Source organism: Kitasatospora griseola (genome assembly GCF_044999035.1).
GTDB lineage: Bacteria > Actinomycetota > Actinomycetes > Streptomycetales > Streptomycetaceae > Kitasatospora > Kitasatospora griseola.
This window is the reverse complement of the sequence record NZ_CP173360.1, coordinates 5,514,007-5,528,101: the sequence shown is the minus strand read 5'-3', so window position 1 is coordinate 5,528,101 and position 14,095 is coordinate 5,514,007. Positions and strand designations below refer to the sequence as shown.

Here is a 14,095-nt window from a genome sequence, read left to right as displayed (position 1 = left end):
TCTCCGATTCAGCGTCAATTGGTATGGACCAAGTGCTGATGGAGAGGTCTAGTCCACCCTGCGGGCACCGCACAAGGGGATGGCCGGGATTCCTCCAAGAAATGGCAAAGAGCCGCACCGTCCCTCGCGGGGCGGTGCGGCTCTTCGGTGACGCCTTGTCAGCCGATCAGGCTGCGCAGCACGTACTGCAGGATGCCGCCGTTGCGGTAGTAGTCCGCCTCACCGGGGGTGTCGATGCGCACCACCGCGTCGAACTCGACATCTCCGGCCTTGACCTTGACGGTCTTCGGGGTGCGGCCCTCGTTCAGCTCGGTGACACCGGTGAACTCGAAGGTCTCCTCGCCGGTCAGGCCCAGCGAGTCGGCGTTCTGGCCGGCCGGGAACTGCAGCGGCAGGACGCCCATGCCGATCAGGTTGGAGCGGTGGATGCGCTCGTAGGACTCGGCGATGACGGCCTTGACGCCGAGTAGCGCGGTGCCCTTGGCCGCCCAGTCGCGGGACGAGCCGGAGCCGTACTCCTTGCCGGCCAGGACCACCAGCGGGATGCCCGCGGCCTGGTAGTTCTGCGACGCGTCGTAGATGAACGACACCGGCGCGTCGGCCTGGGTGAAGTCGCGGGTGTAGCCGCCCTCGGTGCCCGGCGCGATCTGGTTGCGCAGGCGGATGTTGGCGAAGGTGCCGCGGATCATGACCTCGTGGTTGCCACGGCGCGAGCCGTAGGAGTTGAAGTCACGCTTCTCCACACCGTGCTCGGTGAGGTACTGCGCCGCCGGGGTGCCCGGCTTGATGTTGCCGGCCGGGGAGATGTGGTCGGTGGTGACCGAGTCGCCCAGCTTGGCCAGCACGCGGGCGCCGGCGATGTCCGTCACCGGGCTCGGGGTCTTGGCCATGCCCTCGAAGTACGGGGGCTTCCGGACGTAGGTCGACTCGGCGTCCCACTCGAAGGTGTTGCCGGTCGGGACCGGGAGCGACTGCCAGCGGTGGTCGCCGGCGAAGACGTCCTGGTAGCCCTTGTCGAACATGGCCTCGTCGATCGAGCCGGCGACCGCGTTGGCGACCTCCTGCTCGGACGGCCAGATGTCGGCGAGGAAGACGTCGTTGCCGTCGGCGTCCTGGCCCAGCGCGTCCTTGGTCAGGTCGATGTTCATGTTGCCGGCGAGGGCGTAGGCGACCACCAGCGGCGGGGACGCCAGGTAGTTCATCTTGACGTCCGGGTTGATCCGGCCCTCGAAGTTGCGGTTGCCGGAGAGCACCGAGACGACCGCGAGGTCGGACTCGTTCACCGCGGCGGAGACCTCCTCGGGCAGCGGGCCCGAGTTGCCGATGCAGGTGACGCAGCCGTAGCCGACCAGGTTGAAGCCCAGCTTCTCCATGTACGGGAGCAGGCCGGCCTTCTCGTAGTAGTCCATGACGACCTTGGAGCCGGGCGCCAGGGTGGTCTTGACCCACGGCTTGACCGTGAGGCCCTTCTCCACGGCCTTCTTCGCCAGCAGGGCGGCGCCCAGCATGACGGAGGGGTTGGAGGTGTTGGTGCAGGAGGTGATCGAGGCGATCACGACCGCGCCGTTGTCGATCGTGTAGGTCGAGCCGTCGGCCGCGGTGACCGCGGTCGGCTTCGAGGCCTCGGCGGAGTAGGTCGGCAGCGCCTCGGCGAACTTCTCGGCGGCCTCGGCCAGGATCACCCGGTCCTGCGGGCGCTTCGGGCCGGAGATCGACGGGACGACGGTGGAGACGTCCAGCTCCAGGTACTCGGAGTAGACCGGCTCGACCGACGGGTCGTGCCAGAGGCCCTGCTCCTTGGCGTACGCCTCGACCAGGGCGAGCTGCTGCGCGTCGCGGCCGGTGAGCTTCAGGTAGTTGATGGTCTCGGCGTCGATCGGGAAGATCGCACAGGTCGAGCCGAACTCCGGCGACATGTTGCCGATGGTGGCGCGGTTCGCCAGCGGGATCGAGGTGACGCCCTCGCCGTAGAACTCGACGAACTTGCCGACCACACCGTGCTTGCGCAGCATCTCGGTGATGGTGAGCACCAGGTCGGTGGCGGTGGTGCCGGCCGGCAGCTGGCCGTTGAGCTTGAAGCCGACCACGCGCGGGATCAGCATCGAGACCGGCTGGCCGAGCATCGCGGCCTCGGCCTCGATGCCGCCGACGCCCCAGCCCAGCACGCCCAGGCCGTTGACCATGGTGGTGTGCGAGTCGGTGCCGACGCAGGTGTCCGGGTACGCCTGGCCACCCCGGACCATGACGGTGCGGGCCAGGTGCTCGATGTTCACCTGGTGGACGATGCCGGTGCCCGGCGGGACGACCTTGAACTCGTCGAACGCGGTCTGGCCCCAGCGCAGGAACTGGTAGCGCTCCTTGTTGCGGCCGTACTCGATCTCGACGTTCTGGACGAAGGCGTCCGGGGTGCCGAACTTGTCGGCGATGACGGAGTGGTCGATGACCAGCTCGGCCGGCGCCAGCGGGTTGATCTTGGACGGGTCGCCGCCCAGCTCCTTCACGGCCTCGCGCATGGTGGCCAGGTCGACCACGCAGGGCACGCCGGTGAAGTCCTGCATGATCACGCGGGCCGGGGTGAACTGGATCTCCTCGGACGGCTCGGCCGTCGGGTCCCAGCCGCCCAGCGCGCGGATGTGGTCGGCGGTGATGTTGGCGCCGTCCTCGGTGCGGAGCAGGTTCTCCAGCAGGACCTTGAGGCTGTACGGCAGCCGCTCGGAACCCTCGACGGCGGAGAGCTTGAAGATCTCGTACGACTCGTCGCCCACCTGCAGCGAGCTGCGGGCGTCGAAGCTGTTCGCGGACACGACTGACTCCTTCTTGGTCCACCCGGTGATAAGGTAAGGCTTGGCTAACCTGATGGCCGCCGGCCCACCGAGCCGATGATGGAAGGCCCGCCGGACGCGGGGCCTGCGCCTCTCGGCAAGTATCTTGACGTCAAGATAAAGTCTAACGCCGAATGTATCTCGATGTCGAGATAAACCATAGTGCATGGCTCCGTCCAAACTTCACCCGCACATCCTGTAACGCAACCGCAGCCCCGGCGCATCTGTCCTCATGTACCGAGCGGCTCCGCGTCCAGCCCGCAGCGCCGCCGGAACCCGGCACGTGACGAGGGGTGCGGATGGCGGTGGGGCGGCGAAGGGCCGAGGAGCGGCGCGAGTTCGAGGAGTTCGCGCACGCCCGCGGCACCGCGCTGTTCCGCACCGCCCTGCTGCTGTGCGGCGACTGGCACCTCGCCGAGGACCTCACCCAGACCGCGCTCGCCCGCATCTACGCCTCCTGGGGCCGGGTCAGGCAGGCCGACAACCCCGTCGCCTACGCCCGCACCGTGCTGCTGCGCTGCTACCTCTCGCACCGGCGGCTGCGCCGCAGCAGCGAACTGCCCGGCCTCGACCTGCTCCCCGAACAGGCCGCCCCCGACACCGACCCCGCACTGCGCGTCGCCCTGCTCGCCGCCCTCGCCGAACTGCCGCCCAAGGACCGGGCCGTCCTGGTGCTGCGCTACTGGGAGGACCGCAGTGTCGAGGAGACCGCCGCGGAACTCCAGCTCGCCCCCGGCACCGTCCGGGTCCGCGCGCTGCGCGCCCTCACCCGGCTGCGCCGCCAGCTCGCCCCGCAGCTGCACACCCTCGTCCCGTGACCGGACCCTCGCCCCGCCCCCGTCACCCGGGCCCCGCCGCCCCTGCGGAGAACCGTCCGGCCGACCGGCCGTCCACCGAACCGACCGATGCGCCGTCAGAAAGCGAGAACGCCCCGATGCCTGAGCAGGAGCTGAGCGACGTCTTCGAACGGGCGGTCGGCGACGCCGTGCCCGACCTCGGCCTGCTCGTCGCCGGAGCCACCGCCGAAGGCCGGGCCATCCGGCTGCGACGGCGGGCCGCGCTCGCCGGGACGGTCCTCGCGGTCGCCGGCCTGGCCCTCGGCGGCGGACTGCTGCTGCGCCCCGCCCCGCCCGCCCTCACCGTCTCCCCGGGTGCCGGCGGATCGATGCCGCCCGTTCCCACGCCGCAGTCGACCCTGCCGTCGGGCCTGGTGCCGGTGAACGGCTCCAACGCCCGGGCCCTGCTGGGCAAGCTGCTCGGCCCGATGCTGGTCGTCGACACCTGGGACGGCCGCCGCTCCACTTCCGACGCCGAGGTGCAGACCGTCTTCCTGGCCGGCCTGCGCAGCCTCGGCGACGACCACACCGGCACCCTCAGGATCCAGCTGACGGCCCCGACCGGCCGCCGCTCGCCGTGGCCCTCCGACGGCCTCGACTGCGCCACCCGCCCCGTCGGCGAGAAGTGCGCGACTCTCACCGGCGCCGGCGGCACCGGGATCGCCGTCACCAGGTACGACGAGGCCGGGCAGCTCAGCTACGTGGCGGAGCTGCGGCGGGGCGACGGCTTGCTGGTCACCCTGGTCGCCACCGGCGCCGACGGGAACGCGCCGCTGGTGACCTGGCAGAACGTCACGCGCTGGACGACCGACCCGGACTGGTCGGCCCTCGTCGCGCGGGAGGAGCCTGCGGACCTCGGCGCGCAGCCGACGCCCGACCTCATCAGGAGCCCGACGGGCCGGCCGAGTTCGGTGGTGCAGGAACCGGCCAAGGGCACCCGCGCCGACGAGCGGGACCGCGCAGTGACCGTGCAGTAGGCAGCCGTGCGGGACCTGATCGGCGGGCCGGATCCGTCGTCGGGCACCCCGGTGCCGGACCGCGGCGCGCGCGGGCTACCGTGGGCGGGTGATCGTGGTGGACGCTTCCGCGGTGGTGCTCTCGCTCGCCGACCAGGGCCCGCGAGGGGCCGCAGCCCGGGCCGCACTGGCCGCCGACCCCGACTGGGTCGCGCCCGAACACGTGCTGATCGAGGTGATGCAGTCGCTGCGCGGGCTCTACCTCGCCAAGGAGGTGACCGCCGAGCAGGCGGCCCGGATCGCCCAGCGGCTGCCGGAGCTGACGATCCGGAAGATGGAGATCGCACCGCTGCTCGGCCGGATCTGGGAACTCAAGGACAACCTGACCCCGGACGACGCCGCCTACGTCGCGGTCGCCGAACACTGCGGTGCCCCGCTGATCACCGCCGACCTGCGGCTGATGCGCGCCAGCGGGCCGCGCTGCGAGATCCGCGGCATCACCGCCGCCGGCTGAGCCGGGGCGGACGGGCGGGCGGACGGCCGGCCTCCGGCCCGCCCGGTCCGGCGAGGAGCTGCCGGGCGGTGCCCGACCGGGCGTTCTCGTACGGGTGACTGCGGGCGGTGCTGCGGCACGGCGACGTGCGTGACGGGGCGGGCGACGGCCACGGTGGGCGGTGTTCCCTGACGGTCCGTCGGAAGGTCCGCGATGCCCCTGTCCTCCGCCGCCGGTGCACTGCTGGCGCCGCTCACCCTGCTGCCGATCGGGCCGCCCGAAATCACCGGCCCCGGCGGGACGCCCGCCGCGACCGTCCCCGACCAGGTGGTGGACGCCCAGTTCGACCGGGCGAACGGCATCGTCCCCGCCAAGGCGATCACCCACGCGCCCGATCTGGTGCCGTACGGCGCGCAGGTGCGGGTCACCGTCCACCGGGAGGCGGGCCGGACGACCGTCGCGGTGGAACTCGCCGAGGTGGCCGGCTCGCACGAGTTCCCGGCGCATGTGCACACGGGCCACTGCGCCACCGACCCCGCGGCGTCCGGACCGCACTACCAGCACACGACGGGCTCGGACGCCGCGGACAACGAAGTCCGGATGACGGTGCGCACCGATCCCGGCGGGGGCGGCGACGCCTCGGCAACCGTCCCCTGGACGTTCCGGCCCGACGAGGCGCACTCGCTGGTGCTGCACGCCGGCCCCGCCGCCGGAGCCCACGCGCCCGCCGACCGGGTGGGCTGCGTGGACGTCGACTTCTGAACCAGCGCCCGGGAACGAGCGCCCGGGAGCCGGGGGCCTCGGCGCGGGCGCGGGAGCGGGCGGCGGGACCGGCCTCGGGAGCGGGCGCCTCGGAGCCGGGGGTCGGGAGCCGGGGGGTCGGGAGCCGGGGGGTCGGGAGCCGGGGGGGTCGGGAGCGTCAGGAGCCGAGGGTCGCCACCATCACGGCCTTGATGGTGTGCAGGCGGTTCTCGGCCTGGTCGAAGACCACGGAGTGCGGCGACTCGAAGAGCTCGTCGGTGCACTCCAGTTCGGCCATGCCGGTGAGTTCGAACATCTGCCGGCCGATCTCGGTGCCGAGGTCGTGGTACGCGGGCAGGCAGTGCATGAACTTGACCGCCGGGTTTCCGGTGGCGCGCACCGTGTCCATCGAGACCTGGTAGGGCTTCAGCAGGGCGATCCGCTCGGCCCAGACCTCCTTGGGCTCGCCCATCGACACCCAGACGTCGGTGTACAGGAAGTCCGCGCCGGCCACGCCCGCCGCCACGTCCTCGGTCAGCGTGATCATGGCGCCGCTGGCCTCGGCCAGCGTGTGGGCGGCCTTCTGGACCTCCTCCGACGGCCACAGCTGCGCCGGGGTGACGATCCGGATGTCCATGCCCAGCAGCGCGCCGGTGACCAGCAGCGAGTTGCCCATGTTGGAGCGGGCGTCGCCGAGGTAGACCAGCGTGGTCTCGCTCAGCGGCTTGGTGGAGTGCTCCTGGATGGTGAGCACGTCGGCCAGCATCTGGGTGGGGTGCCACTCGTCGGTCAGGCCGTTCCAGACCGGGACGCCGGCGTGGGCGGCCAGCTCCTCGACGATCTCCTGGCCGTCGCCCCGGTACTCGATACCGTCGAACATCCGGCCCAGCACCCGGGCGGTGTCCTTGATCGACTCCTTGTGGCCCATCTGCGACCCCGCCGGGTCCAGGTAGGTGGTGGACGCGCCCTGGTCGTGGGCCGCCACCTCGAACGCGCAGCGGGTGCGGGTGGAGGTCTTGGCGAAGATCAGCGCGATGTTCTTGCCCCGCAGCCGCGGCTGCTCGGTACCGGCGTACTTGGCGGCCTTGAGCTGCGCGGAGAGGTCGACCAGGTGACGGAACTCCTGGGGAGTGAAGTCGATCTCCTTGAGGAAGTGCCTGTTCCGGAGGTTGAACGCCATACCCGTCTCCTGGGTCAGTCAATGGGCCGAAGTAGGAAGTGTATACGAGTCATCGAATAATCATGCACATCGAGGTTGCCAGGCCTGCCGAAGACGGCGGGGCGGCGAGGACGGGGAGATGGGCGAGGACGGCGGGACAGCGAGGACGGCAGCGGGACGGCGGACCCGGGGCGGGCGACCGGACCCGGGGCGGGCGACCGGACCCGGGGCGGGCGACCGGACCCGGGGCGGGCGACCGCGCCCGGGGCGGGCGACCGCGCCCGGGGCGGGCGACCGCGCCCGGGGCGGACGGCGAACCGTCCGCCCCGGGCGCGGTCGGGAGCGGGACTCCCCGGGTGGTGTCAGAGACGGGGGTCGACCGGCTCGGACTCCAGGGCCAGCACCGCGAACACCGCCTCGTGCACCCGCCAGAGCGGCTCGCCGGCCGCCAGCCGGTCCAGCGCCTCCATGCCGAGCGCGTACTCGCGCAGGGCGAGCGAGCGCTTGTGGGCCAGCGAGCGCTGCCGCAGTCGGTCCAGCTGCCGGGTGTAGTCCGGGCCGTAGATGATCCGCAGGTACTCACGGCCGCGGACCTTCAGCCCGGGCTGGACCGGCCGCCCGTTGCTCTCGCGGTGCAGCGCCTCGACCGGCTTGACCACCATGCCCTCGCCGCCCGCACCGGTCAGCTCCTCCCACCAGGCGACGGCGGCGGCCACCGAGGACTCGTCCTCGGTGTCGACCAGCATCCGCCCGGTGCGGTGCAGCAGCGGAGTGACGCCGTCGGCCTCCGCCGCGAGCCGGTGGTCGGCGTCCACCAGGCGGTCGATCAGGTCGAGGTGCTCGGTGTGCGGGCGCAGCGCCAGGTTGGCGCCCTCGGCGGCGAGCAGCTGGAACGGCGCCAGCCGGATGCCGCCGAGGCCCTCGGTCGGCCAGCAGTAGCGCCGGTACACCTCGGTGAAGGCCAGCGCGTCGGCGGCGCGCTGCTGCTGGCGGTCCGTCAGCTCCGCCACGTCCAGGCCGCGGGCGGCGGCCCGGGCGAGGGCGTCGAGCGCGACTGGCAGCGCGGCACCGGCGGCCGCGCCGACCGCGGCGTACTGACGGCGCAGCAGTTCGACGGCCTTCAGCGACCACGGCATCAGCTCGGCGTCCAGCAGCAGCCAGCCGGTGTCGAGTTCGTCGAACAGGCCGGACTGCTCGGCGGCGGCCCGCAGCCGGTCGAGTATCGCGTCGGTGAGCTGCTCGTCGGACAGGAAGGCGCGGCCGGTCCTGGTCCAGATCGCGCCCCGGCCGGGCAGGCCGAAGCGCTTGTCCAGCGCGGTGTCGTCGCGGGCGACCAGGACGACGGCGCGGGAGCCCATGTGCTTCTCCTCGCAGATCACCTGCCGCACCCCGTCGTGCCGGTAGGCGAAGAACGCCTCCTCGGGGTGTTCCAGGAAGCCTTCGCGACGGGAGGTCGGCGAGGGCGCCATGGTCGGCGGCAGGTAGGCGAGCAGCCGCGGGTCGAGCGCGAAGCGGCTCATCACCTCCAGCGCGGCGGCGGCGTTCTCCTCCCGGACGGAGACGTTGCCGAGGGTGGCGGTCTCCACCACGCGGCGGCCGGCCACGTCGGCGAGGTCCAGCGGACGGCCCTCCCGGCCGCCGGGCGCGTCCGCGCGCAGCGGGCGGACCGGCTCGTACCACTCCTGTTCGGCGGGCACGCCGACGATCTCCCGCTCCGGGTAGCGCAGCGCGGTGAGGCTGCCGCCGAAGACGCAGCCGGTGTCCAGGCAGATGGTGTTGTTGAGGAAACTCGCCACCGGCACCGGGGTGTGGCCGTAGACCACCATGGCGCGGCCGCGGTACTCCTCGGCCCACGGGTAGCGGACCGGCAGGCCGTACTCGTCGGTCTCACCGGTGGTCTCGCCGTACAGCGCGTGCGAGCGGACCCGGCCGGAGGCCCGGCCGTGGAGCTTCTCCGGCAGGCCGGCGTGGCAGACCACCAGCTCGCCGCCGTCCAGCAGGTAGTGGCTGACCAGGCCGCGCATGAACGCCCGCACCTGGGCGCGGAACTCCTCGCTCTCGCCGGACAGCTGATCGATCGTCTCCTGCAGGCCGTGCGAGACGGTGACCTTGCGGCCGTCCATCCAGCGGCCGAGCTTGTTCTCGTGGTTGCCGGGCACGCAGAGCGCGTGGCCGGCCGCGACCATGCCCATCACCAGGCGCAGCACGCCCGGGCTGTCCGGGCCGCGGTCGACCAGGTCGCCGACGAACACGGCGGTCCGGCCGTCCGGGTGCGCGGCGTCGACCGGGCGGCCCGCTTCGTCCCGGGTGATCGCGTAACCGAGCCGGCCGAGCAGGGTCTCCAGCTCGGAGCGGCAGCCGTGGATGTCACCGATGATGTCGAACGGGCCGGTCAGGTGCCGCAGATCGTTGTACCGCTTCTCCGGGACGATCTCGGCGTGCTCGATCTCCTCGACCCCGCGCAGCACGTGCACCTTGCGGAAGCCCTCGCGCTCCAGGCCGCGCAACGAACGCCGCAGGTCGCGCTGGTGGCGGGGGATCACGTGGGCCGGCAGCTGCCGGTCCGGCCGGGCCCGGTTGCGTTCGGCGCACACCTCGGCGGGCACGTCCAGCACGATCGCGATCGGCAGCACGTGGTGCTCCCGGGCCAACGCAATCAGCGCACGCCTGGCGTGCTGCTGCACGTTGGTGGCGTCGACCACGGTGAGCCGGCCGGCCGCGAGCCGCTTGCCGACGATGTAGTGCAGCACGTCGAAGGCGTCGGCCGAGGCGGACTGGTCGTTCTCGTCGTCGGAGACCAGCCCCCGGCAGGAGTCCGACGAGATCACCTGGGTGGGCAGGAAGTGCTTCCTGGCGAAGCTCGACTTTCCGGCGCCGGTGCTGCCGATCAGCACCACCAGCGAGACGTCGGTGACGGGGAGGCGCCGGCCGGTGGGGGTGCCGGCCTCCAGGGTTTCGGTGGTCATCGGTGGGCGCTCCCTTCCGGGGCGAGGTCGTTCGACGGGGCGTCGGTGCGGTCGGTGGCGGTCGTGCGGTCGGTGGCGGTGCGGTCGGCGTCGGTGCGGTCGGTGATGGCGTTGTCGATGGTGGTGGTGTTGTCGGTGGTGGCGGTCGTTCCTGCGGTTTCGACGGTGGTCGGAGCGGGCTCGGTGAGGCGGAAGTGTGCGAGCTGGGTGGGTGCGCCGACCTCCGGGTCGACCGGGCCGACCGGCTCGAACGCGACCGTGTAGCCGAAGCTGTCGGCCACCTGCTCCGCCCAGGCGGTGAACTCGGCGCGGTTCCACTCGAACCGGTGGTCGCCGTGCCGCAGGTGTCCGGCGGGCAGGGTCTCCCAGCGCACGTTGTACTCCGCGTTCGGGGTGGTGACCACGACCGCGGCCGGCCGGGCCGCACCGAACACGGCGTACTCCAGCGCGGGCAGCCGGGGCAGGTCGAGGTGCTCGATCACCTCGCACAGCACTGCCGCGTCGTAGCCCTTCAGCCGGGCATCGGTGTACGTCAGCGCGCCCTGGACCAGCCGAACCCGGCTCGCCAGACGCTCCGGCATCCGGTCCAGCCGCAGCCGGCGGGCGGCGATCGTCAGCGCCCGGGAGGACACGTCCACACCGAGCACTTCGGTCACCCGCGGCTCCTTGAGCAGCGCGCCCACCAACTCGCCCTGGCCGCAGCCCAGGTCGAGCACCCGGGCGGCACCGGTGCGGGCCAGCGCGGCCAGGATCGCGGTGCGCCGCTGAGCCGCCAGCGACTCGCCGCGCCCGGCGCCCTCGCCGTCGGCCTCGGTACCGGTGACGGCACCGGTGACGGTGGAACGGCCCGGCTCCGGCTCCGATATCGACTCCGGCTCTGTGGTCGGCGACCCCTGTACCGGACGTACCGGAGTTGCAGCGGCGTCGGCCGGAAGAACGGCACCCGAATCGGTGGTCAGGTCGGTGGTCAGGTCGGTGGCAGTCACCTCCTCCGGGGTGTCGGGGACGGCGTTGTCGATTTCCTCGGCCTCGCGGTCGTCGGCCTCAGCCAGGCGGGCCAGGGCGAGGCGTTCCATCGCGAGCCGGGTCAGCGACCAGCGGCGGGACAGGTAGCGGCGGGTGATCAGGGCGCGTTCGGGGTGGTCGGCGAGCCAGCCCTGGCCGGCCGCCAGCAGCTTGTCGACCTCTTCGGGCGCGACCCAGTAGTGCTTGGCTCCGTCCAGCACCGGCAGCAGCACGTACAGGTGCTGCAGGGCGTCGGCGAGCCGCAGGGTGCCGGTGAGTTCGAGTCGCACATACCGGGAGTCGCCCCACTCGGGGAAGGACTCGTCCAGCGGGACGGGCGTCGCCCCGACCTGCCAGCCCAGCGGCTCGAACAGTCGATCCACCAGCTCCGGTCCGCCGCCCGCCACCGGGACGGAGGGCAGCACGATCCGCAGCGGCATGGCACGGCCGGGCAGTTCGGGGCGGTGCGGGCACTCGCCCTTCATCGCGGACCGGAACACCGTGCGCAGCGCCACCGCGAGCAGCGAGGACGCGGCGTACGGCCGGTCGTTGACGTACTCGGCGAGGGCCAGGTCGGGCGACCCGGAGCGACCCTTGCCACGGCCGTGGCGCAGCAGCGCCGCGGGGTCGATCTCCAGCAGCAGCGCGGCGGTGCACGTTTGCTCCCCGGACTCGGGGTAGAAGACGTGCGCGGTGCCGTGCGCGGTGGTGAACCGCTGCACCTTGTCAGGGTGCTTGTGCAGGAGGAAGCCCAGGTCGGAGGCAGGATTCTCGGCAGTGCCGGTGGTGGAGATGGATACGAACACCCGGCCGAGTATGGCTGTTGGGCCGGTTTCCGGGCATCAGGTTTTGTCCGTCCGGTGAGCGTGTTGGTCAGCCCTTGCCCTGATTGGTTAACGTGCGGGATGTGACTGCTGAGACCTCCACTTCCGCAAGCGGCGCGGTGGCCGCCGGCCTGGCGACCATCGCCGCCGACGGCACCGTCCTCGACACCTGGTTCCCCGCGCCCGAGCTGGCCGCCGCCCCCGGCCCGTCGGGCACCGTCCGGCTGAGCGCCGAGGAGGCCGAGCAAGCGCTCGGTCCCGGCGCCGCCGAGGCGCTGCGCGCCGACGCACGGCGCGGCGTCGAGGTGGTGGCGGTGCGCACCGTGATCTCCTCGCTGGACGAGAAGCCGCTGGACGCGCACGACGTCTACCTTCGCCTGCACCTGCTCTCCTCCCGGCTGGTGAAGCCGCACGGCCAGAACCTGGACGGCGTCTTCGGCCTGCTGGCGAACGTCGCCTGGACTTCGATCGGCCCGGTGCCGGTGGGCAACGTGGAGCAGGCCCGGCTGGCGGTGCGTGCCCAGGGCGGGCAGCTCGCCGTGTACGGCATCGACAAGTTCCCGCGGATGACCGACTACGTGGCGCCGAGTGGGGTGCGCATCGCGCACGCCGACCGGGTCCGCCTCGGCGCGCACCTGGCCGAGGGCACCACCGTGATGCACGAGGGCTTCGTCAACTTCAACGCCGGCACCCTGGGCACCTCGATGGTGGAGGGCCGGATCAGCGCGGGCGTGGTGGTCGGCGACCACAGCGACATCGGTGGCGGCGCCTCGATCATGGGCACCCTGTCCGGCGGTGGCAAGCAGGTCGTCTCGGTGGGCGAGCGCTGCCTGCTGGGCGCCAACGCGGGCATCGGCATCTCGCTGGGCAACGACTGCGTGGTGGAGGCGGGCCTGTACGTCACCGCCGGCACCCGGGTCACCGCCCCGGACGGCACGGTGGCGAAGGCCGTGGAGCTGTCCGGCCAGGACAACCTGCTGTTCCGCCGCAACTCGCAGTCCGGCGCGGTCGAGGTGATCGCCCGCAGCGGTTCGTGGGGCGGCCTGAACGCGGATCTGCACTCGCACAACTGACCTCCTTCCAGGTCACGCTTCAGCAGCCGCGGCCGCGGCTGCCCGGCAGCCGTCCGACGGCTGCCGGCGGAGCTCTCCCCGCCCCCGCTCGGCGCCGTAGCCGAGCGGGGGCCGGGCTCGCAAACTCGGCTCACCCCTGGGGCTGACCGGGCCGCGGGGTTGGACCGCTACGGGTGGTCCGGGGTGACCGCGCGCGGCGGGGGCTCGTTGGACCGGCGGCGTCGACCCCCGGCGCTTCACCCCGCACCACCGAGCTGAAGGGGCCCTCTCATGTCCGAGCCCTGGACCGAGCCGCCCACCCCGGGCACCCCCACGGACGGCGCGCCCGTCACCACCAAGTCGCTGCTGGAGCAGATGCAGGAGCTGCTCGCCTCGATCAACACCGACCTGGCCGGACTCGACTCCGACCTGCGGGACACCGCACCCACGAGCGAGCCGGACGACTCGGCCCGCGCCTGAGCGCGCGCCGCCGGAACCGGCGGGCCCAGCGGGACCACGAGCCTCGGCTCCTCCCGCCGGGCCCCGCCCGGCGGCGCACTCCCCTCCTCCGGCTCCGGGAGCGCCGCCGCTGCCACCAGTGCCGCCGCGTCCGCCGGATCTTCGGCGTCCTGCGCGGCTTCCCCGTCCTCCGGTGACGCCCCGTCGGGCACCGTCGTCCGCCGCTGCTGCTCGCGCAGCAACTCGGCGACCAGGTCGCGGCATTCGGAGTTCGCGTCGAGCCCGTCGATGCAGGCCCAGTACAGGCTCTCGGTCTCCGCTCCGCAGGCCAGCACCACCAGGTTCTCGCCGGCCTCCGCCAGCAACCCGGCGAGCTCCGTCAGCACCGGTTCCAGCTCGCCGAGTTCGGTGAGCCGCTCCACGAGCGGTGGCCCGGACCAGTCGCCCGGCCCGCTGCCCAGCACGCCGCCGGGCCCGTAGCGGCTGCGATCGGGCGGCGGTCGCAGGCAGCTCGCGGCGTGCGAACCGGCCTCCGAGAGCAGTTGCCCGAGGGTGGCGAACTCCTCGCCGTCGTGGTCGCCGATCCGGGCCCCGACCGCCTCGGTGAGCAGCCCGGACTGCCAGGCCTGGTGCAGGATGTCTCCGGTCGCCCGGGACTCGACCAGGGCGTGCCGGACGGTCTTGATCAGTCGCAGTGCCTCCACGGTGCAGCGCTCCCCTCGTTCGCCGCCGCCGTCGGTCGGCGGTCGGTCAGGGGCTCAGCGTGCCGCCGTCGGCCGGGC

General features: G+C 72.7%; 10 protein-coding genes. 5 read left to right on the top strand and 5 right to left on the bottom strand.

Going from position 1 to position 14,095, the window contains the following annotated elements; translation table 11 throughout:
- Positions 1 to 158: 158 nt before the first annotated feature.
- Positions 159 to 2,804 (bottom strand): aconitate hydratase AcnA, encoded by a 2,646-nt coding sequence (acnA, locus tag ACI1MP_RS25135; protein ID WP_404869526.1) that lies wholly within the window; start codon positions 2,802 to 2,804, stop codon positions 159 to 161.
- Between the two features lie 317 nt (positions 2,805 to 3,121).
- Between acnA and ACI1MP_RS25130 the strand changes: the two genes are divergently transcribed.
- From ACI1MP_RS25130 to ACI1MP_RS25115, 4 genes are all read left to right on the top strand, one after another.
- Positions 3,122 to 3,640, top strand: a complete 519-nt coding sequence (locus ACI1MP_RS25130) for a SigE family RNA polymerase sigma factor (RefSeq protein ID WP_100585667.1) — start codon at positions 3,122 to 3,124, stop codon at positions 3,638 to 3,640.
- 116 nt (positions 3,641 to 3,756) lie between these two features.
- Positions 3,757 to 4,635: a hypothetical protein gene (locus tag ACI1MP_RS25125; protein WP_404869525.1), complete on the top strand. Its 879-nt coding sequence runs from the start codon at positions 3,757 to 3,759 to the stop codon at positions 4,633 to 4,635.
- 88 nt (positions 4,636 to 4,723) lie between these two features.
- Complete coding sequence (locus ACI1MP_RS25120; protein ID WP_043916367.1) at positions 4,724 to 5,128, top strand: type II toxin-antitoxin system VapC family toxin; 405 nt, start codon at positions 4,724 to 4,726, stop codon at positions 5,126 to 5,128.
- A 192-nt stretch (positions 5,129 to 5,320) separates the two neighbouring features.
- Positions 5,321 to 5,869 carry a hypothetical protein gene (locus tag ACI1MP_RS25115; protein ID WP_404869524.1) on the top strand — a complete coding sequence of 183 codons (549 nt, stop codon included), beginning with the start codon at positions 5,321 to 5,323 and terminating at the stop codon, positions 5,867 to 5,869.
- Positions 5,870 to 6,026: 157 nt separating this feature from the next.
- Here the strand turns inward: ACI1MP_RS25115 and argF are convergent, their stop codons facing one another.
- The 3 genes from argF to ACI1MP_RS25100 form a co-directional block, all read right to left on the bottom strand.
- Entirely contained in the window at positions 6,027 to 7,028 is a 1,002-nt protein-coding gene (gene argF, locus ACI1MP_RS25110) for an ornithine carbamoyltransferase (RefSeq protein WP_043914012.1), read from the bottom strand.
- 341 nt (positions 7,029 to 7,369) lie between these two features.
- Entirely contained in the window at positions 7,370 to 9,973 is a 2,604-nt protein-coding gene (locus ACI1MP_RS25105) for a polynucleotide kinase-phosphatase (RefSeq protein ID WP_404869523.1), read from the bottom strand.
- Positions 9,970 to 11,784, bottom strand: a complete 1,815-nt coding sequence (locus ACI1MP_RS25100; protein WP_404869522.1) for a 3' terminal RNA ribose 2'-O-methyltransferase Hen1 — start codon at positions 11,782 to 11,784, stop codon at positions 9,970 to 9,972. The genes ACI1MP_RS25105 and ACI1MP_RS25100 overlap by 4 nt, the downstream gene beginning before the upstream one ends.
- 101 nt (positions 11,785 to 11,885) lie before the next feature.
- On the opposite strand from ACI1MP_RS25100, the gene dapD reads away from it, so the two are divergent.
- The gene (gene dapD / locus ACI1MP_RS25095) at positions 11,886 to 12,875 is read left to right on the top strand and encodes a 2,3,4,5-tetrahydropyridine-2,6-dicarboxylate N-succinyltransferase (protein WP_100585661.1); all 990 of its coding nucleotides are present in this window, start codon (positions 11,886 to 11,888) and stop codon (positions 12,873 to 12,875) included.
- Between the two features lie 236 nt (positions 12,876 to 13,111).
- Here dapD and ACI1MP_RS25090 read toward each other — a convergent pair whose 3' ends face one another.
- Positions 13,112 to 14,017 (bottom strand): DUF6099 family protein, encoded by a 906-nt coding sequence (locus ACI1MP_RS25090; RefSeq protein ID WP_404869521.1) that lies wholly within the window; start codon positions 14,015 to 14,017, stop codon positions 13,112 to 13,114.
- Between the last annotated feature and the right edge of the window lie 78 nt (positions 14,018 to 14,095).

What these genes read in the sequence shown, in the direction of transcription:
- ACI1MP_RS25125 (WP_404869525.1), top strand. Translation starts at nt 3,757, where the DNA reads ATGCCTGAGCAGGAGCTGAGCGACGTCTTCGAACGGGCGGTCGGCGAC.
- argF (WP_043914012.1), bottom strand. Translation starts at nt 7,028, where the DNA reads ATGGCGTTCAACCTCCGGAACAGGCACTTCCTCAAGGAGATCGACTTC.
- ACI1MP_RS25130 (WP_100585667.1), top strand. Translation starts at nt 3,122, where the DNA reads ATGGCGGTGGGGCGGCGAAGGGCCGAGGAGCGGCGCGAGTTCGAGGAG.
- ACI1MP_RS25115 (WP_404869524.1), top strand. Translation starts at nt 5,321, where the DNA reads ATGCCCCTGTCCTCCGCCGCCGGTGCACTGCTGGCGCCGCTCACCCTG.
- ACI1MP_RS25105 (WP_404869523.1), bottom strand. Translation starts at nt 9,973, where the DNA reads ATGACCACCGAAACCCTGGAGGCCGGCACCCCCACCGGCCGGCGCCTC.